This is a genomic window from Streptomyces camponoticapitis, from assembly GCF_014646115.1.
Lineage (GTDB): Bacteria > Actinomycetota > Actinomycetes > Streptomycetales > Streptomycetaceae > Streptomyces > Streptomyces camponoticapitis.
On sequence record NZ_BMMV01000010.1, the window covers coordinates 46,308 to 66,294 of the forward strand.

Consider the following 19,987-nt stretch of genomic DNA (forward strand, 5'->3'; position numbering starts at 1 on the left):
CGCATGAGTCAGTACGGCAGCGGCAGCGGTTCTGTCGCGGCGCCGCCCGCCCCGGCCGGAGGCGACGGAAGTACCGGGGCCGGGGGCCGGCGCCGGCCCCGCCGCGGCTCCGCGTCCGGCATCAAGGGCCGGCAGGGGCTGTGGGGCTGGCTCTTCGTGAGCCCGATGGTGCTGGTCCTCGGACTGTTCCTGCTGCTGCCCATCGGGATGGCCCTGTGGGTCAGCCTGCTGAACTGGGACGGGCAGTCCAACCCCTTCACCGGCGCCGCCGACTTCGTCGGGACCGACAACTACTCCAACGTTCTGGCCACCGACGGCCTCGACCGCACGCTGTTCATGACCTCGGTCCGCAACAACCTCTACTTCGTCCTGCTGGCCGTACCGCTCCAGACGATCCTCGCCCTCGCGCTCGCCGTGGCCGTCAACAGCCGCCGGGTCAAGGGCAAGAGCCTCTTCCGGACGATCTTCTACTTCCCCTCGGTGACCAGCTCCATCGCCATCTCCACGGTCTTCCTCTTCCTGTTCCAGGGCAGCGGCGCCGTCAACGCGCTGCTGAAGTGGGTCGGCATCACCGGACCCAAGTGGTTCACCGACGCCAACGGCCTCGTCTGGACGATCCTCGGCGGCCTCGGCATCGTCGATCCCGACAAGCCGACCGCGGCGCTCGCGTCCAACGGCTTCCTCGGACTCTCCTGGTGGGACTGGCTGTCCGGCCCGTCCATCGCGATGTGCACCGTCATCATGCTGATCGTCTGGACGTCGTCCGGCACCTACATGCTGATCTTCCTCGCCGCGCTGCAGGACGTGCCCGCCGAGCTGGAGGAGGCCGCCCTGCTGGACGGCGCCAACCGCTGGCAGTCGTTCCGCAACGTCACCATCCCCGCGCTCCGGCCGGTGATCTTCCTGGTGGTCACGCTCGGCCTGATCGGCAGCTGGCAGATCTTCGACGCCGTGTACGTGATGAGCCAGGGCGCCCCGGGCAACACCACCCTCACCCCCGCCTTCCTCTCCTACACCGCGGGATTCGGGGACTCCGAATACGGCCGCGCCGCGGCCATCGCCTTCATCCTGCTGGCGATCATCATGGTGATGACCCTGATCCAGCGTGTGCTGCTGCGCGACCGCGACAAGCCGGTCCGGGCCGGCAGGCGCTTCGGGGCCGTACGCCGGAGGGCTTCATGAGTACGCCGCCGACCATGCCGACCCCGACGAGCCGGGCGAAGCCGACGAACCCCGGGACCTGGGCGCCGCGGGCCACCAGCAGCTCTCCCGCGGGGCCGCGCCCCCCGCGGGGCGCCGGCCGGCGGATCCTGCTCGTCGCGCTCTATCTGCTGCTCACGGGCGTCGGGCTGCTGTATCTGCTCCCCTTCGCCATCCAGATCGTGACGTCGTTCAAGACCGACCCGGACGCGGCCGCCAATCCGCTGTCCCTGCTGCCGAACCCGTTCTCGCTGGAGTCCTACCGGCGGCTGTTCGGACTCGGGAACGCCGCGGACGCCGTGCCGTTCAGCACCTGGCTGGGCAACTCGGTCCTCGTCACCCTCTTCATCACCGCGGGACGGGTCTTCTTCGACTCGCTGGCCGGTTACGCGCTGGCCCGGCTCGACTTCCGCGGACGCAACCTGCTCTTCAACGGGCTGCTGACGGTGATGTCGGTCCCCGGCGTGGTGCTGCTGATCCCGAAGTTCCTCGTCCTCAACCAACTGGGCATCTTCGACACGTACGCCGGGATGATCGTCCCCCTGCTGGTTGACGCGGCCGGGGTGTTCATCATGCGGCAGTTCTTCCTCTCCATCCCCAGGGAGGTGGAGGAGGCGGCCCGGATCGACGGGGCCGGTGTCTTCCGCACCTTCTGGTCGGTGGTGCTGCCGATGGCCAAGCCCGCCCTGATCACCCTGACGATCCTGTCGTTCCAGGGATCGTGGAACGAGTTCACACACTTCCTGGTCGCGACCCAGTCTCCGCAGTACCAGACGCTGACGACCGGCCTCGCGTCCTTCGTCTCCGGCAGCCTCAGCAGCGGGACGCAGTATCCGCTCAAGCTGACCGCGGCCCTGCTGGCGACCATCCCGGTGGCCGTCCTCTTCTTCGCCTTCCAGCGTCACTTCGTACGGAGTGCGAACTCGGGGGCGGTCAAGGAGTAGGCCGGGGGAGCGCGCAGGCGGCGGAGAAGGGTGCCGGGGGCCGAGAAGGGTATCGGCTTGGACAAACTTCGCGGACCGCCTGCGGCCGGGTGAGAGGGCTGGTCAGAATATGGCATGGTCATCCGCCGTCTCAGCTACCTGCTCGACCGGGAGCCGGACACCGGCAGCGCCCGCCTGCGGCCGCTCCGGTCGCCGGAGCCGCCGCCGGGGGGTGGGACAGGGGTTTCCGAGGATCTGCTCGCGCAGGTCGAGCAGATCCTCGACCTCACCCATCGCCGCACACCGCACGGGGTCCTCAGCTGCAGCCGGCTCCCGGCCGGCGGAAGCCTCCTGTGCAACGGCCGCGCCGACGGCGAAGACCCCGACGGACAGCGGCAGTTCATCGAGATCCTGCACCTCCCGGCGGGCGCCGCCGGCTTCGACCGGATGTGGCCGATCGACACCTGGCGCTCCCGGTCATGGGAAAGTCCGGGGCCGGCCGACGAGCACGGGGACCCGCTGCCCGTTCCGGAAGGGCACTTCGGCCGCGAGATGCTCGTGCGCTTCGCCCAGGAGCAGTCCTCGCGCGTGGCGCCGTTCCTCGCCGACGTACGACGCCTGTGGGCCGACCCCGCGGGCCGGCAGATCGTCATCGCCGAGGAGGACCCGGAGACGATCGTCCGCTGGATCGCCCTCGCCTGCGCGTCGCTGCCCGAACACCGTGCCAGGGAGCTGACGTTCGTCACCGGCGCCGACGAACCGCACGAGGCGCCTCAGCAGATCATCGGGATCGGCCCCGACTCGTCCTTCGACCGGCACGATCCGCTGCTCGTCGGGCATCTGTACCGGGTCCACGACGGTCTCGGGGGGCCGGGCAGTCCGTACGTCCCCGATCCCTGGGCCGAGTTGACGGCCGCGCTGTGGCAGGCGGGGACGCCGCCGACACCCGGGGCCACCACCTTCTCGACGAGCCGGGCCGCCCCGCCCGGCCCGGCCGCCGTACCCTCCGCCGCGGGCTCATCGGCGTCCGGCGCCTCCTCGGCCGGTACGGCGGAGGCCGCCGACCCGTTCGACCTCGCCGCGCTCGTGCCCCAACTCCTGCGGATGGGAACGGCGTCGGGGGAGGGGTTCACCGCACTCCAGGGCGAGTCCCTGCACGCCGTGATCGCCTCGCTCGCCTCCGCCGCCCAGGACCCGGCCCAAGGAGCCCCGGCCGTGGAGGAGTTGACCCGGGTCTGCCAGGAACTCGGCAAACACTGCCCCGAGAGCGTCACCGACCCGCTGGCGCTCGCCCTCGCCCGACGGCGGCTCGCCGCCGCGCTGGACCAGGACACCGGACTCCGGCACGACCCGCTCGTCGGTCTGCCACTCGGCGAGGCGGCGCAGCGGTCGCTGCGCTCCGAGTTTGGAGCCCGCTTCGACAAGGGCCTCGGGCACAGACTGCGCGGTCCGGTCTCCGCCTGGGCCGGGCCACTGCATCTCGCGCTCGTCCTGCACGGCCCCCAGGGCTCCGGGGTCGAGGACGCGGTGAACAGACTCGTCCGGGTCCTGCTCCAGCCCCGTGTCCCCGAGTGCGCCGACGCGGTCGCCGTCCTGAAGAGCGTGGGCCACCAAGGGCTGAACCGACGCGTCCTCGCGAAGATCGCCGTCGAGACGTCGGGCCGACGGAGCCACCTCCTGCGGGAGTTGCTGATGTCGCCGCACGGCGAGTGGGTACGGTCCCGTCTCGACATCGCCCCGCCCTCCGTGCGCGTGGTCGAACTGGCCGTGCGGTGGGGTGGGCCGCCGCACCATCTGCGCGGCGTCGACCTGTTCGCGAAACTCGCCGAACCCGCGCCCGGGGCAGCCGTCTCGGCCGCGACCGACCCGCCGACTCTGGAGACCCTGTGGGGGCTCGTCTGGGGGGCGGGCCAGCCGGAGCGGCGAGACTTCCCGGCCATACTCCGCATCTGCGGCGCGGAGGCGGTTCTCGCCGCCAATCTCGGCACCCGGTTCCTGGCGTGGCTCACCTCGCCCGGACGGTTCGACCGTGAGCTCGTCGAGTTCGCCCAGGCGGTCCACCGCCGGCCGGAGCTGACCGGGCGGGAGCGCGCCACCGCTCAACTGCTCGTCACCGCCGACGACTTCGCACGGACGGGCCGCGCGCCCAGGGATGTCGTGGACAGCCTGGGCGAGCTGCGGCGGGCCGCCTCGCCCGTGGACGGGCCGGTGTGGGACGGCGTCCAGTACCTGCTGGCACGCGGCTTCGCCGCCCTCCCGCCCCAAGAGCTCTACCAGTCGGGCGCGCTGTCGTACCTCGCCACCGGCGAACCGGCGTTGCAGCAGCACTACCGGGCCGCCGTTCAGGCCGACTTCGCCGACGACGCCAAGATCAGAGGCATGGCCGCACAGCCGGAGATCATCGCCGATCTCTTCTACGTGTGGCGCAAGGACCTGACCAGATCCTCCCGCGAATGGCACGCGATGGTCGACGACCTGCTCCGGCAGACCATCGGTGTGGTGCTGCGCCGGATGAGCGACGAGCAGCGCGGCGCGGTCGCCACCCGGCTGGTGGGACGGTCGAACAACTGGCTTCAGAGCTGGCTGCGTTGGTCCCATCGCATGGCCGTCGGCGGCAGCCGGGACACCCAGCTCCCGGGCGCCCCCGCCTCGTACTCACCGGGACAGGGCCAGGGGCAAGGAGGGCAGGGTCACGGACCGGGGCAGCGGACCGGCCACGGAGAGGGCCACGGGCCCGGTCACCGTCCCGGGCAGCCGGGCCCCCCGCCCACCCCGCATGTCCCCGGCCGGCCACCACCGCCCCCGTCGGGCGAGTTGCCCCCGCTCCCGCCCAAGTACCCGCCCGGGTACTCACCCTCGCATCCACCGCGCTGACCGGGGGCGCTCAATATCCCTGCTCAGCACACGTACCCGGGCACCCTCAACTAGGCTTTCGGGCCTAGGCTTTCAGCGCCACCACAACACCGCACACACATCACCACCGGACGCACCACACAGGCAGAACCAGGCGTGCGAACGGGCCGCCTCGGGGGAGAGGACCAGCGTGACCATCATTCTCGACGTGCCCGGCGGCAGCATGGCCAGCCGCCCGGCACACTTCATCTGGATGCTCGACTGCTCGGGCTCCATGGGAGTGAACGGCAAGATCGGCGAATTGAACTTCGCCATCCGTGAGGCCATTCCGGAGATGCAGCAGGCCGCCCAGTCCAACCCGGCCGCCTCACTGCTCGTCCGCGCCATCTCCTTCGCCAGCGGGGCGAGTTGGCACATCGAGGAGCCCACCCCCGTGGACCGGTTCACCTGGGACGACGTGCACACCTACGGCGCCACGGACATGGGCGCCGCCTTCCGGATGGCCGCCGCCGCGCTCCAGACCCCGCCGATGCCGCAGCGCGCCCTGCCGCCCGTCCTGGCCCTCGTCTCCGACGGCCAGCCGACCGACGACTGGCGCTCGGGACTGCGCGCCATCGACGACACGCCGTGGGGCAAGCGTGCCGTGCGCGTCGCGGTCGCGATCGGCGACGACGCGGACAAGAGCATGCTCAAGGAGTTTCTGGGCAATCCCGAACTCGAACCGCTGCTCGCCAAGAACCCGCGCCAGCTGGCCGCCGCGATCCGCTGGATGTCCACCGCGGTGGTGAAGGAGGCGTCGGCGCCGAAGATCGAGGACGCCGCACCCGTGAACGTCTCGCCCGTCGTGCCGCTCACCAAGGACGAGACCGACATCTGGTGAGCGCCACCGGGACATCCGCCGCTGTGTGGGAACTCCTCGACGGGGGAGTCAAAGGAGTCGCCAAGAAGTTCAGCCAGGACCGGGGCCAGGCCCTCGTCACCGCGGGCGGCCGGGCCGTTGTGCTGGCCGTCGCCGACGGCCACGGGTCGCGCGCGCACTTCCGCAGTGAGATGGGCGCGCGCTGGGCCGTGGAGAAGTTCACCTCCTGCGCCCGGGTGTACGCGCAGGAGGCCGTACGGCGCGGGGACGACGCGGCGAACCTGCCCCGGCTGCTCGCCGAGGCCCGTACCCTCCCGCAACAGGTCGTGCACGCCTGGCGCCGCCGTGTCCTGACGCACGAGGCGAACTCCCCGGCGCACGGCGGAAACACCACGTCGAGCGGTCCGGCCCCGGCAGCCGCCGGGGGATCCGCGCCGGAGGCCGACCTCGCCGTCTACGGCAGCACGCTGATAGGAGTCGTACTCACCGAACGGCTCCTGGTCTGCTGGCAGTTGGGAGACGGTGACATCGTCCTCGTCGACGAGGACGGCACGACCCGGATGCCGCTGTACACCGGCCCCGACATGGGCGACGAGACCGAATCGCTCTGCGAGCCCGAGGCCTGGCGCAAGGCGCGGCTGCACTGGCAGCCGCTGACCGGCGGCGGGCCGCCGCCGGGCGTGCTGATCTCCACCGACGGACTCTCCAAGAGCTTCGCCGACCACGAGGGGTTCCTCGCCTTCGCGAGCGGGGTGCGCTCGCGCGCCGCGTCGCACGGCGTCGCGGCCGTCCAGGCCCAACTCCCCGACTGGCTGGGCCACGCGGCGAAATACTCCGGCGACGACGCGACGCTGGCGGGCGCCTTCCCGGTGATCGGCCGCACCCCCGCCCGCCCCGGCCCCGACAACGACGACTCGCACTGACGCAGACACTCACCGACCCACACACGTCCCCACCCACACACGCGCCAACGACCCACACACGCGGCAACGACACACACAAGCACCGACGACGCACGCGCACGCCGACGTGGACACGCACCCACAACGCGGACTCGCACTGAAGCAGAGAGGTACAGCATGGCGAACGGCATGCTCGCAGCCGGACAGACCCTGGTCACCGAAGCCGGGGAGCAGGTCACCGTCGCCGAGCTCTTCGGCTCGGGCGGCCAGGGCGAGGTCTACCGGGTGCGGACGCCGCACGGCGACCGGGCCGTGAAGTGGTACTACCCGCAACTGGCCGACGCCAGGCAGCGGCAGATCCTCGAAGGGCTCATCCACCACGGCTGGGGCGACGACCGGTTCCTCTGGCCGCAGACGGTCGTGATGGACCCGTCGGCCTCGTACCCGGGCTTCGGCTATCTGATGGACGTACGGCCCCAGCGCTTCCACGACCTGCCCGCCCTCTTCCGCCGTGACGCCTCCGTGGCGGCGACCACCCTGCGTACGCTCGTCGCCGCCGCACTGCACACCGTCGAGGCGTACTTCACCCTGCACTCCAAGGGCATCGCCTACCGCGACATCAACTGGGGCAACATCTTCTTCGACCCGACCACCGGCGATGTGCTGGTGTGCGACAACGACAACGCCGTGGTGGACGGCGAAGCCGCCGCCGTGGCCGGGACGATGGACTTCATGGCCCCCGAGCTGGTGCGCGGTGACAAGGGCGCGCAGCCCGGCATCCAGACCGACCTGCACTCGCTCGCCGTGCTGCTCTTCCTGCTCCTGATGAACCATCACCCGCTCGACGGCGCACAGGCGTTGAAGATCCGCTGCATGGACGAGGCGGCCAAGCGCAAGATGTACGGCACCCACCCGCTGTTCATCTACGACCCCGCCGACACGGGCAACAGGCCCGTGCCCGGCGAGCACCCGACCGTCATCGCGACGTGGGGCGCGCTGCCGAAGATCCTGCGGGACCTGTTCGTGCAGACCTTCACCCGGGGACTCGACACGCCGTCCATGCGGGTCCGCGAGTCCCAGTGGCGGGACGCGCTGAGCCGGGTGCTGGACGCGATCACCATCTGCGCGTCCTGCGGCCGGCAGAACATGACCCAGCCCGACGGCCCGGCCCCCGACTGCTGGAAGTGCGGCAACACGGTCCTGCTTCCCCCGAAGCTCGAAGTCGTCACCGGCCGGGGCGCCCTGCGTACCCGCCGGGGCATCCGGCTCGACCCACAGGCGCGGGTGTACGCCCACCATCTGGTGGACGACCCGGAGCGGCACGACTTCACCGCCGTGGTGGGGGAGATGACCGAACACCCGCAGCAGCGCGGGCGGTTCGGGCTCACCAACCGTTCGACGCTCCAGTGGACGGTCCGCCGTGACGACGGCACGGTCCAGGAGGTCGGCCCCGGGCGCACCGTGGCACTGCGCCCCGGGCTGCTGCTGGAGTTCGGCGGCGGCACGGAGGCGGAGGTCCACGCCTGACAGCGCGACGGGTGGCCCCGCGCCACCCGTACCACTGACAGCGGCCGGGACGGGGGACGGGGCTGTAGCCGGGCTTCGAAGGCTCAGCCCCCGCTACGCCCGGGGCAGCCAGCGGCGCCACCACGGGCGGCCACGGGGCGCGCCCCCACTGCTCCACGGCGTCCACGGGAACGACAGCAGTGCCAGGCCGCGGCTGTTGCGAGGAGGCTGAGGGGGCGGCTCGGGCAGATGCGGCAGCGATGTCGTCGCCGGGACCGCCGGAATGGAGACCGCGTCCGGGCGGGGCACCGCGCTCACCTCGACGCGGCAGGGCCGGCCGGTCAGCGGGATCTCGACGCGCCGCTCGGCCAGATAGCGGCTGCGCGCCACCCGCGTCTCCTGCCGCCGCCCCTCCTGCTCCCACACCACCAGCACGAGGACCGCGGGCTCGGGCCAGCGGAACCGCAGCTCCGCCGTGCCCGGCACCGTTCGACGAGCCGTCAGGTCCTCGACCGTGCCGGGCCGTTCGACCAGCACGCTCGACCCGGCCACCGCCCTGTCACCGAGCACGCTGACCGGCGTCATCCGGACCCGGGTACGCACCTCGGGCACCACACTCACCGGGCCCTCACCCGGTGCCGACAGCGCGGCCGGAGTACCTGACACATCGTCACCCACGGTCGTCGCCGGACCCGGCCACTCCACCAGACGGCCGTTCCCCCGCGCCGGCGGACGCCAGTCGATGGTCACGGTGCCGTCTTCGAGGCGCTGTACGGTGACGTCCTCCACCGGCGAGGGCCAGTCCACGGCGGTCGCCGCGACACGCAGCCCCGGCGACCACACCAACTCCCCGCCGTCGCCCGGCAGATCGGGGACCGCAGGGTAGCCGCACGAGATCTCGTACAGATACGTTCCGGGCCGCAGCGGGCGGTCCACGAACCCCTTGGGTCCGGCCGGCACCGTCAACCCGTCGACCGGTACACCGTCCGTCGGCTCCCCGGAGGGCTCCGCCTGCCCGGCCCGGCGCGGCATCGAACGCACCGCCCTGAACCCGGTGGCCGCCGGGTGCGCGCGCCACTCCAGCCGTACGCCGTCGGGCACCGGCACCGCGCGGACCTCCTCCACGTCCGGCACCAGCAGCACAGCGGCGGTGATCCGCGGCACCCCCGCCAACTGTCCCCGGCGCAGCGGCAGTACGGCGTACCGCACCCGCCTGCCGATCGGGGCGTCCGGGTCGAGCACCGAGAGCGAGGAGTCCGTGTACGGCACCTCGACGGTCCGCTCGGGCGCGCCGTCCATGAACCGGAGCACCCGGTAGGAGACCGGGCCCCCGAGCCGGGCGGTGTCACGCGGCAGCCGCGCCGCCGTCCATCCGAGCGTGACGGCCCGCCGCTCGACGGTCACCCGCAGCGCCGAGTCGACGGGCTCCCGCGCGTCGGCGGAGTGCCGCTCGTCCGCGAGCAGCGTGGCGGCGCCCAGCAGGCCCGCCATCGCCCGCTCGTCGTCGGCCGCCCGCCGCACCGCCGCGAGCCAGGAGACCGTCGCCGCGCGCAGCTCGCCGAGCGTCCCGAGCCGCCGCGCCTCGGCCATCAGCCGGTCCACCGCCGCCGCCCGGTCGTTCAGCCGGGTCCGGAGATTCGCGAGGACATGGTCGGTCGGCTGTGCCGGGAGGAGATCGGCGATCCGCTGGGCCTCCCGCAGCCGGTCACCGGGCCACACCTCGTTGATCGACTCGGCCGCGTCACGGACCGGCCCCTTGCCCATGAAGCCCGCCGCGACGGCGGACGCCAGCGCCGCGGCGTCCGTGCTGTGCACCCCGAGCGCCTCCGCCGCCTCCGCGGTCGGCCCCCCGGCCCTGTCCTTCAGCTCGCGGCACACCTGCCAGAGCACGATGCGGCGCGGCCCCATCGGATCGTCACGGACGACGGTCTCCATGGTGTCCATCAGGGCCGCGGCCGTCCCGGCCCGCGGATCGGTCGAGGTACGCCAGCGCTCGGCCGTCTCCTGGACGTGGCGCAGGTCCACCCGCGTCCACGCACGCCCTCTGGCCGGGAACCACAGGCCGTCCAGGATCCGGAACCCGTCGTCCGTCGTGGCCTTGGGCAGCGTCGCGAACGGACTCGTGCCGGCTTCCACGGCCGGCCCCCGCAGCAGATCCGCTGCATGCCGGAACCCCAGCCGGCTGATCACCGAGTCCAGGTCGGCGAAGCCCCGCATACCGGGGAACTGCGGCAGTACGGGCAGCGGCAGCCGCCGCCCGTCCGTACCGCCGCTCGTGCCTTCCGCCCGTGCACCGGGCCGCCACCGCTCCACGCCGTGGGTCCTCTCGTTCGTCGCGGCACCAGGGCCGGTTCTCACACCGGCACCGGGCCGCCCGGTCAGCGGGGCGAGGTGTAGAAGTAGATCCGGATGATCGCGGTGTTGGCGGGCTCGCCGAGATCGTGGAAGTCGTCCGTCGCCGTCTTCTTGGAGAACATCCCCGGACGGGCCTCGCTGAGCAGCGAGTTGACCCGGTGCGCGTACTCCGTGCCGCCCTGGCTGCCACCGAAGGTCAGGACCAGCGCGGCGGTGCGCCCAGGCCATTTCTTCGTGCCCTTGTTGATCTGGGAGACGATGTCCTTGGTCTCGCCGCCCCTCACCCGGATCTGCTGCGGCTTCAGCTCCACCGACCTCGGCCCGGCGGGGGACGAGGTCGGCGACGGTGAGGGCGAGGCGGAGCGGGACGGCGACGGTTTGCCGCCTGCGCGGGCGGCCAGCGGGTCCGGGCGGTCCGCCATCGACACCAGGGCGAGCACCAGTACCAGGTCGGCGAAGAGCCAGCCGGCCAGCATGATGACGCCGGGCCGCCCGCCGCGCCGTACCCGTCCCGCCAGTTGGCCCACCCGGCGTACGGGACGGCTCACGGGCCCACCTCGTCCTGCGGCGGATACGGCGGACGCGCCGGACCCTGCTGGGGGATGCCGGGAGTCGTCGGCGCGTCAGGAACGGCCCCCGCCCCGCCGTTGGAACTCGCGTTCGCCCCGTTGTTCGTCCCGCCGTTCGCTCCCCCGTTCGCGCCCGTCAGCAGGAGCCGTTCCGTGGGTGTGTCGTATTCGAAACCCGCCCCGTACGCCCGCCCGCCCGGAAGCGTCGGCGCGGCGGACGAGTCGGGCGCCGGGTCCGGAGCCGGGCCGGTTCCAGGGCCGGAGCCCGGGTCGGGCGGCATCCCGGACTCGGCCCGGGGCACCGCCAGCCCGCGCAGCCCGGTGTCCAGCCGGGCCGCCGCGTCCTGCCAGTGGGCCGCGGCCGCGTCCCAGCGCTCGGTCGCCTCCCGCATCCCGTCGACGGCTTCGTTCGTACGCCCGGCGCTGTCCACCAGTGCCTGCGAGGCGCGCTCCGTGGCCTGCGCCACCGCCTCCGACTTCGTGGCCAGCGTCTGCTGGGCGGCGGCGAGCGCCTTGAGGGACGCCTCCACCGTGTCGCCCGCCGATTTGACGCGGTCGGCGATCCGGCCGGCCGCGGCCTGGTTCTCGGCACCCGCCCGCATGGTCGCCGCCTGACCGCCCCGTACGGCCGCCTCGATACGGTCCGCCACCGTGCCGAGCTTCGGCAGCTCGCCGGTCAGCGCGACGGCGGCGTTCTCCAGCGAGGTGGTCGCGTCCTCCAGCGCCTTCGCCGAGGTGACCAGCGAGTTGTGACTGCGGTCGGCGCGGGACGCCAGCGACTCCATCCGGGTGGCGGCCTTGCTCAGCCCCGCCGTGAACTGCTGGGGAGAAGCGGCGCGATGAGGCACGAGCGTCAGCTGGATCCGGGTGAGCAGGGACGCCAGCCGGCCGAGCAGATACTCCTGCTCCCCGTTCAGCTTCGCCTCCGCCCGGTCGCCGCGCGAGCGCGCGCGGGCGTGCCACACCGAGAGCACCACCAGCAGGCTGATCAGCACGACCGCCATCAGCGCCACGTTCTCGAACCGGCCCGACGAGGAGAGATGCCCGCCGAAGCCCGTCTGCCACAGCTGGAGGAACGGCCGGGTGGCTTCCTTCGGATTCTCCTGGCTCAACTCACCGTAGGCGCGCACCGCTTCCCGCAGTCCGAACCAGGTGATGAGCAGCGGGACGAACACCAGAACACCCAGCAGGGCCTCCAGGGAGCCCTCGCGGACGGGACGCCGGCGCATCTCCTCGCGCACCGTCCGTACGACTGCCTTGGCGCCGGACTTCGCCGCCAGTGTGGTCCGGAGCTGTGTGTGGAGCGGTGCGCGGTGGGCCGCGGGCGGCTGGGCCAGACTCTCCGGGCGTACGTAGGACCCCACCAGGTCCACGTCGGCCCAGCGGTCGAGGCGGGTCCGCTGCTCCAGGTCTTTCGCGAGGTCGATGAGTTCAGCACTGCGCAGTTCGAAGGCGGGCTCGGCGGCGAGAGTCCTCAGCTCCGCCGCCAGTTTCCTCTGCTCTGGGTCCGCCTGCGCCGTGTTGGGTGATACCTGTGCCAACCCTGTTTCCCCCTGAATCGGGTGTTCCCCGTGTACGTGCACCGTCGTACGGCCCGGCGGCCCACCTCGCCGCGACACCTCATGGGGGGACGCCCCCGAGGTGGCGGTGGTTCCTCGCGTTGTGGCTGGTCGTCGCGAAAGCGTATCGCCCAGGCCGAGTTGAGGATCCCACAGCCGTGATCTCCACCGTGCGCCCCTCCCGCCCTGCCGCCGTACCCGCCGTTGACAGCGGCACAGGGCGGACCTACTTTCTGACAGAAAGCGCTTACTCGGCTGGCCCGAAGGGGGAGTGTTGACGACGTACAGCACCGGCTCATCCGCACACACGGGTACAGGGGCAGCCGCGGACACCGGCGCGGGTGAGACCACCACCCCCGGTCCGGTCTCGGGTTTCGCCGGGCTGCCCGGCGCCGTCGCCGTGTCACATCTGACCGTGTACGACTGGGAGGCCGCCGACGGACTCGACGGTGGCACCCCGCATCTGCATCTGACGTGCTCCGAGGGGTATGTGGTGACCGCCGGACGGGGCGCGGTGCAGACCCTCACCGCCGAAGGGTTCGGGAGCACCGCGCTGGAGCCGGGCGCGCTGGTGTGGTTCACCCCGGGCACCATTCACCGGCTCGTCAACGAGGACGGTCTGCGGATCGTCGTACTGATGCAGAACAACGGGCTGCCCGAGGCGGGGGACGCCGTGCTGACCCTGCCGCCGGAACACCTGACCGACCCGGAGACCTACGGCCGCGCCGTACGGATCCCCGGGGGCACCGAGACGGAGCAGGCGGCGTTCGCACGGCGTCGGCGGGATCTGGCGGTCGAGGGGTTCGCGGTGCTGCGCGCGGCGTGGGACGCCGGGGACGAGAAGCCGCTGCTGGACTTCCACCGGGCGGCCGGGGCGCTGGTACGCCCGAGGCTCGACGACTGGCGGGCGCGCTGGGAGTCCGGCGCGGCGGAGGCCACGCGGCAGACCGGTGCCCAGCTCGGCCGGCTCGCCGAGGGGGACGTGTCCCACCTCGGCGACGCGCGGGTACACGCCCGACTGCCCGAGGCCCACGGCAAGTTCGGGATGTGCGGGCGGCTCGACACGTACGAGGTGTGAGAACGGCCGCGGGATGAACGGCCGCGGGTGAACGGACGGCGTGGAGCGGTCCGTGCGGAGAGTGGAGGACGGTGCGGTGCGCCGGTCGGGCCGGCGCACCGCACCGCGTCGGACGGATCAGTCCGCGTAGACCTCCAGTTCGGAGAGCTGCGCGGCCGGCCAGCCCGTATTGCCGGTCACGGTCACCCGTACGTACCGGGTCGACGTCCCGGGCAGGTCGACGGTGGCGGTGTTGGCGCTCGACGGGTTGAAGGTGACGCCCGCCGATGCCTTGAGTGAGGTGTAGGTCGAGTTGTTGGTGCTGCCCGAGACGCTGAGTGTCTGCGTGCGGGTCTGCCACGCCGCGGCCGGCGGAAGCTTCAGCACCAGCCGGTCGACGTTCTTCGCCGAGCCGAGATCCACGGTGATGGACTGCGGGAAGGCGTTGTTGGTGCTCTCCCAGTAGGTGTTGGCATTGCCGTCGACGGCGTTCCCGGGACCGTACGTCTGCGCCTGGCCGGTCGCGGTGACCGGACGGCCCTCGGCGAGGTTGCCCTCGTCACCCGGCGGGTCGGTGGGGGGATCGGTCGGCGGGTCCGTCGGGTCCTCGGGGTCCACCGGCCCGCCGGGCACACCGCCGTTGGTCCACTCCGGCGCGGGCCACACACCGGTGCAGGCTGGCGGATTGGAGTACCAGCCGGAGTTCCCGCCGCCGACCTGGGTGATCTGGAATCCGGCGCCCACACAGTTGTGGATCTTGTTGGACTGGGCGATGTTGGTGGCCTTCACGTTCTCGAAGGTGGCCCTGCCCGGTGCCTGGATCTGGAGCGCGTAGGTACCGGCGCCGTCGATCTTGATGTTCTTGAAGTTCAGCCCGTTCGTCGCACCCTCGATCAGATGGATCGCGGCGTAGGAGCTGTCGAGTATCTCGGTGTCGGTGATGTTGATCGTGGCGTTGTTGATGGGTTCGTTGAGCCCGCTGAACCACACCGCGCCGACACCGAACTGCCAGTTGAAGTCATTGTTCCCGGCCCGGATGAGCGTGTTGCGCGCGGCGGTGTGGGTGCCCGAAACAGCCGTGCCCTGACCGGAGTTGACACCCGGATAGCGGTTGGCGATGTGCAGGCCGCCGCCGTTGGTGATGGTGTCCGACATGACGTTGTCGGAGATGGTGATGTCCTTGCCGCCGTAGGTGACGATGTTGTTCGCCAGGATCGGCAGGATCACGGTGTTGAACGTGAACTTGTTGTTGACGTTGGGGATGTTCTCGGCCCACATCGCCAGACCGTCGTCACCGGTGTTGCGCACGAAGGTGTTGGTGACGGTGGAGTTGGTGACGCCGTAGTGGAAGTTCACACCGTCGGCCGTCTGGTCCAGGATGCGGCTGTTCTTGATGGTGAGGTTGTTCATCGGACCGTCCACCCAGACACCGCACTTGGTGTGCTGCATCCAGATGTTGTCGATGACGGAGTTGGACAGGGCGCCACCGATGGCGTTGACCTGGTCGTTGTCCACGCGCTCACGGATGTCGCCGATGATGGCGAAGTCCTTGAGGGTGACGTCGCTGCTGCCGCCCTGGTTCGCGTACTTGCCGTAGACGCCGACCGCCTTGCTGCGGTCGGTGGGGTGCCGGCCCTTCAGGACGCTGTACCAGGGTCCGGCGCCGGCCAGTGTCACCTTGTCGACCACGATGTGGTCGCGGATCTCGAAGTTGCCCTGCGGGATGTAGACGGTCCTGTTCTGCGCCTGCCCGGCGGCCACCGCCGCCTGGAACTTGGCGGTCGAGTCCGCGGCGCCCGTCGGGTCGGCGCCGAAGTCGGCCACGACGTCCAGCGCGCCGGAGGGCTTGCCGATCGGAGCGGCCACCTGCTCGAAGTCGGCGAGGTCGATGGTGAAGGTCGGTGACTGCGCGGTCGACGACACCTGGAGCCGGACCTTGGTACCGGTCGCCAGGGTGGAGCCGAACATGGTGCGCGTCTCGTCGTAGAAGTGGTGGGGGTTGGTGTCGCCGGGGTTGTTGTTGAACGGGTAACCGCCGTAGTACCAGCCGTACTTGGAGGTCACCGGCACGTTCTTCAGCTGGTTGCCGTTGACCCGCACGTCGATCCCGGCGTCCCGGCCGGTCCCCGCGGAGTTGTCGGGCAGCGAGTAGCGGAAGGTCATGGCGTTGGCCGGCCTGGTGAGGGTGAACTCCACGTACTCACCGACCGCGTCGAGTGTCACGGCCTGACGTCCGGAGGCCTCCGACGGAAGCGATCCGTACAGCCGGTTGGGGCCTATCAGGGTGCCGTTGGTGGCGGCGTACTCGGCCTCGTGCTCCACGAAGGGCACGGTGGCGCCTCGGCCGGGGATGCCGACGGGGGAGGGCGCGGGTACTCCGGCGGCGACGGCTGCCGGGGCGGCGGACATGACGACGGCGGCGGCCGTCCCGGCCACCGCCGTCGCGAGGGCCAGGGTGGCGGAGAGTGAGGCGGATATGCCGCGGCGGAGCAGGCGGCGTCTCGGGGGAGGTGTCACAGACATACGTCCTTGCGGCTCGTGGGGACTCTGCGGACGCGAAAAGGCTAGGAGTGGTTCCGCAGGAAGTCTATGAATCTGCGCAAGAAATGGATGCTTGGTCAGGATTCTTGTGCGCCTTCTACTGCTCTTTCCCTTTCATATATGCGCAAGTTGGCCTGGGGGTTGATCCAAGATCCGGTCAACTCTGGTGATCGCGGGGGTAGTTCGCGGTCCGCGCGACCGACGTCACGCCGCAAAACTCTTCCTGTTCGAAGCAAGAAGCAGAGTCACGGTATGCGTTCCGTCCGGCGCCCCGCGCACCTCTTGTGAGCCCTCCCGGATCGGCCCTACGATTCTTGACACGGGACATGAAACGATTCAATCAAAGGGGCTGGCATGGGCATGGGCTGGACACGAAGAGGTCTCCTGGGCACTTCCGTCGTGGGCGCCGGCGCCGGAATCGTCTCCATCGCCGCGGGCCCGGCGGCCTCGGCCGTCACCCCGGCGAAGGGCCACGAGTCTCCGCACGGCCGTGGGTTGCGGGTCGTCGCCGCGAAGGTCGAGTACGCCGAACACGTCCTCGGTACCGACAACCCCACCCCTCTCCTCTCCTGGGAGCTGACGGCCGACGGCCACGGCGCCGAGCAGCGCGCGTACCAGATCAGGGCCGCCACCGACCCGCGCGACCTCGCCAAAGGGCGCCAACTCCGTTGGGACACCGGCAAGGTGACCTCCGGCCGGAGCGTCGCCGTCCCCTACGCCGGTCCCGCGCTGCCGCCCCGGACCCGCTGCCACTGGCAGGTCCGCGTCTGGGACGGCTCCGGCGACGTCTCGCCCTGGAGTACGGCCGGCTGGTGGGAGACCGCACTCGGGGACGAGAAGTGGGGCGCCGCATGGATCGGCGCCGACGCCGGAGCCGATCCCCTCACCCTCGAAGGCGCCTCCTGGATCTGGACCGAGGGAGCGACCACCGGCGACGCCCCCGCCGGGCCGCGCTGGTTCCGTACCGCCCTCGACCTCCCCGCCGGCATCGGTATCGCGAACGCGGCCCTCGTCGCCACCGCCGACGACGACTTCACCCTCCACCTCGACGGCACACAGGTGGCCCACGCCCCCGAGCAGCAGGACGGCTGGCGCACCGGCAGGACCGCCGATGTCACCGAAGCCGTCAAAGCGGCCGGACAGCGCGTCGTACTCGCCGCCGTGGCCACCAACCGCGGCGGAGCCTCCGTCAACCCGGGCGGATTCATCGCCCGTCTCGTCGTCGAGACCACCGACGGGCAGACTCGTGAACTCGCCACCGGCGACAACTGGCTGACCTCCGAGACCGAACAACAGGGCTGGCAGCAGCGGGACTTCGACGACACCGGCTGGGCTCCCGCCACCGTTCTCGCCCCCTACGGCGAAGGCCCCTGGGGCGACGACGTCTCCGTCTCCCGGCCCGAGGCACCCGCGCCCCTGCTGCGCCGCGAGTTCGCCGTACGCAAACCGGTCACCCGCGCCCGCCTCTACATCAGCGGACTCGCCTACTACGTCGCGGAGTTGAACGGCGAACCCGTCGGCGAGCAGGTGCTCGACCCGGCCTTCACCGACTACGACGAGACCGTCATGTACGCCGTTCACGACGTGACGTCCCTGCTGCGCCGGGGCGACAACGCCATCGGTGTCACCCTGGGCCGCGGCTTCTACGGCATGACCACCCCCAACGTCTGGAACTGGCACCGGCCGCCGTGGCACGGCGAGCCCCGCCTCCTGTGCCGGCTGGAGGCCGAACACCCGGACGGCACCCGTACCACCGTCGTCTCCGACACCGACTGGCGCATGACCGAGGGCCCCACCCTCACCAACTCCCTCTACGCGGGCGAGACGTACGACGCCCGCCTGGCCCCCACCGGCTGGACACGACCGGGCTTCGACGACCGCGAGTGGCGCGCCCCGGGCGCCCAGCAGGCACCGAAGGGCGCTCTGCGCGCCCAGCCGCACGACCCCATCGAGATCATCGACACCATCACCCCCACCGGGATCAGCGAACTGCGCACCGGCGTCTACGTGGTCGACATGGGCCGCACCACCGCGGGCTGGTCCCGACTGACCGTCAAAGCGCCCGCGGGAACGGTCATTTCGCTCGTCCACGGTGAGAAACTCAAGGACGACGGCAGCGTCCACGCCGAGACCGGACATGTCCCCGGCCGCTTCCAGCGCGACGAGTACATCTGCGCGGGCGGCGGAGAGCCCGAGGTGTGGGAGCCGTCCTTCTCGTACAAGGGCTTCCGCTACGTCCAGATCGAGGGTCTGCCCGCCCGCCCCGAACCGTCCGACGTGCTCGGCCGTACCGTCCACACCAGGGTCGACGAGGTCAGCGCCTTCTCCTGCTCCGAGCCCTTCTACGAGAAGCTCGACAAGGCGATGCGCCGCACCCTGTTGAACAATCTGCACGGCATCCCGACCGACACCCCCATGTACGAGAAGAACGGCTGGACCGGCGACGCGCAGCTGGGCGCGCCCACCCTCGCGTACGGCTTCGGCGTCCACCGCTTCCTCGGCAAGTGGCTGGACGATCTGAAGGACAGTCAGAACGCCGACGGACAGCTGCCGGTGATCGTCCCGAGCGGCGGCTGGGGTTACGGCGATCTCGGCCCGTCACCGGAGTGGACCACGGTCTACCCGTTCCTGGTCCGCGAGATGTACCGGGTGTACGGCGACGACCGGATCGCCCGGCGGCACTGGCCGGTCGTCACCCGCTATCTGGACTGGGAGCTGGACCGTCTCGTCGACGGCCTCGCGATCACCGCCCTCGGTGACTATCTGCCGCCCGGCTACGGCGGCAACCCGCCCGAGGACACCCGCCTGACGGCCACCGCCTATCTGTACCGCGCGCTCGTGGGCACCGCCGAGATGGGCGAACTGCTGGGCCACGACGACGTCGCCGGGCGCTACCGCACGGCGGCGGCCGGGCTCAAGGACGCCCTGAACGCGGAATTCCTCAACGACGCCGGGCACTACAGCACCGCCAAGGACCCGGGCTACCGGCAGACCTCCAACGCGATCCCGCTCGCCTTCGGCCTGGTCCCCGCCGGCGCCCGCGCCTCCGTGGTGGACAGCCTGGTCGCCGACATCACCGAGCGCGGCAACCACCTCAACACCGGCGCGCTCGGCACCGGCGTGCTGCTGCGCGTGCTGTGCGCGCACGGCCACCCGGACGTCGCCCACGCCATCGCCACCCAGCGCACCTACCCGAGCTGGGGCTACTGGTTCGACAACGGCGCCGACACCATGTGGGAGATGTGGCAGCTCGACTCCCGCTCGCGCGACCACTATTTCCAGGGCACCGTCGCCCAGTGGCTGTACGAGAACGTGGCGGGCCTGCGCCCCGGGGACGACGGCTACCGCACCTTCACCGTCCGCCCCGACGCCCGCAGCGGGGTCAGCTGGGCGCGTACGTCGATCCGTACGGTGCGCGGGCCGGCCTCGGTGGCCTGGTCCAAGGTCGGCCGTGACCTGCGGCTGACGGTGAGGGTACCGGTCGGGGCGAGCGCCGAGATCCATGTACCCGCCGACCGCAAGGACAAGGTGACCGCACCGAAGGGCGCCACCTACCTCCGCACGGAGCCCGGCTTCCAGGTCTACCGCGCCGGGCACGGCGCGTGGGACTTCGTGGGCCGCGGCTGACACGCGCGGCTGACACGCGGCTGCTGACACACACGA

At 71.4% G+C, this 19,987-nt stretch carries 12 protein-coding genes; 8 read left to right on the forward strand and 4 right to left on the reverse strand.

All coding sequences use genetic code 11. The annotated features are described in order from the left end of the window. Nucleotides 1–3 precede the first annotated feature (3 nt). The 6 genes from IEY79_RS17185 to IEY79_RS17210 all read left to right on the forward strand — a co-directional run bounded on the left by IEY79_RS17185 (nucleotide 4) and on the right by IEY79_RS17210 (nucleotide 8,264). Nucleotides 4–1,182, forward strand: a complete 1,179-nt coding sequence (locus IEY79_RS17185; protein ID WP_189108376.1) for a carbohydrate ABC transporter permease — start codon at nucleotides 4–6, stop codon at nucleotides 1,180–1,182. Further along, nucleotides 1,179–2,144, forward strand: coding sequence for a carbohydrate ABC transporter permease (locus IEY79_RS17190; RefSeq protein WP_229700925.1), 966 nt, complete (start codon nucleotides 1,179–1,181; stop codon nucleotides 2,142–2,144). The genes IEY79_RS17185 and IEY79_RS17190 overlap by 4 nt, the downstream gene beginning before the upstream one ends. Before the next feature lie 114 nt (nucleotides 2,145–2,258). Next, nucleotides 2,259–4,997, forward strand: a complete 2,739-nt coding sequence (locus IEY79_RS17195; RefSeq protein ID WP_189108377.1) for a GTPase-associated protein 1-related protein — start codon at nucleotides 2,259–2,261, stop codon at nucleotides 4,995–4,997. A gap of 202 nt (nucleotides 4,998–5,199) precedes the next feature. After that, entirely contained in the window at nucleotides 5,200–5,856 is a 657-nt protein-coding gene (locus IEY79_RS17200; protein ID WP_229700940.1) for a vWA domain-containing protein, read from the forward strand. Beyond that, nucleotides 5,853–6,758, forward strand: coding sequence for a protein phosphatase 2C domain-containing protein (locus IEY79_RS17205; protein WP_189108379.1), 906 nt, complete (start codon nucleotides 5,853–5,855; stop codon nucleotides 6,756–6,758). Before IEY79_RS17200 ends, IEY79_RS17205 begins: the two co-directional genes overlap by 4 nt. 156 nt (nucleotides 6,759–6,914) lie before the next feature. Next, nucleotides 6,915–8,264: a protein kinase domain-containing protein gene (locus IEY79_RS17210; protein WP_189108380.1), complete on the forward strand. Its 1,350-nt coding sequence runs from the start codon at nucleotides 6,915–6,917 to the stop codon at nucleotides 8,262–8,264. 93 nt (nucleotides 8,265–8,357) lie between these two features. On the opposite strand, the gene IEY79_RS17215 is transcribed toward IEY79_RS17210, so the two are convergent. From IEY79_RS17215 to IEY79_RS17225, 3 genes are read right to left on the reverse strand one after another with little or no spacing between them, the layout of a single operon-like run. Next, nucleotides 8,358–10,601, reverse strand: coding sequence for a hypothetical protein (locus tag IEY79_RS17215; protein WP_189108381.1), 2,244 nt, complete (start codon nucleotides 10,599–10,601; stop codon nucleotides 8,358–8,360). Nucleotides 10,602–10,621: 20 nt separating this feature from the next. Then, nucleotides 10,622–11,146, reverse strand: a complete 525-nt coding sequence (locus IEY79_RS17220) for a hypothetical protein (RefSeq protein WP_229700926.1) — start codon at nucleotides 11,144–11,146, stop codon at nucleotides 10,622–10,624. After that, nucleotides 11,143–12,708: a hypothetical protein gene (locus IEY79_RS17225; protein ID WP_189108382.1), complete on the reverse strand. Its 1,566-nt coding sequence runs from the start codon at nucleotides 12,706–12,708 to the stop codon at nucleotides 11,143–11,145. The genes IEY79_RS17220 and IEY79_RS17225 overlap by 4 nt, the downstream gene beginning before the upstream one ends. A 400-nt stretch (nucleotides 12,709–13,108) precedes the next feature. On the opposite strand from IEY79_RS17225, the gene IEY79_RS17230 reads away from it, so the two are divergent. Further along, nucleotides 13,109–13,804, forward strand: coding sequence for a cupin domain-containing protein (locus IEY79_RS17230; protein ID WP_189108537.1), 696 nt, complete (start codon nucleotides 13,109–13,111; stop codon nucleotides 13,802–13,804). A gap of 117 nt (nucleotides 13,805–13,921) precedes the next feature. Here IEY79_RS17230 and IEY79_RS17235 read toward each other — a convergent pair whose 3' ends face one another. Then, a complete protein-coding gene (locus IEY79_RS17235) occupies nucleotides 13,922–16,300 on the reverse strand; it encodes a discoidin domain-containing protein (protein WP_189108538.1) in 2,379 nt (792 codons plus the stop codon). Between the two features lie 384 nt (nucleotides 16,301–16,684). On the opposite strand from IEY79_RS17235, the gene IEY79_RS17240 reads away from it, so the two are divergent. Next, nucleotides 16,685–19,951 carry a family 78 glycoside hydrolase catalytic domain gene (locus tag IEY79_RS17240; RefSeq protein WP_229700927.1) on the forward strand — a complete coding sequence of 1,089 codons (3,267 nt, stop codon included), beginning with the start codon at nucleotides 16,685–16,687 and terminating at the stop codon, nucleotides 19,949–19,951. Nucleotides 19,952–19,987 lie beyond the last annotated feature (36 nt).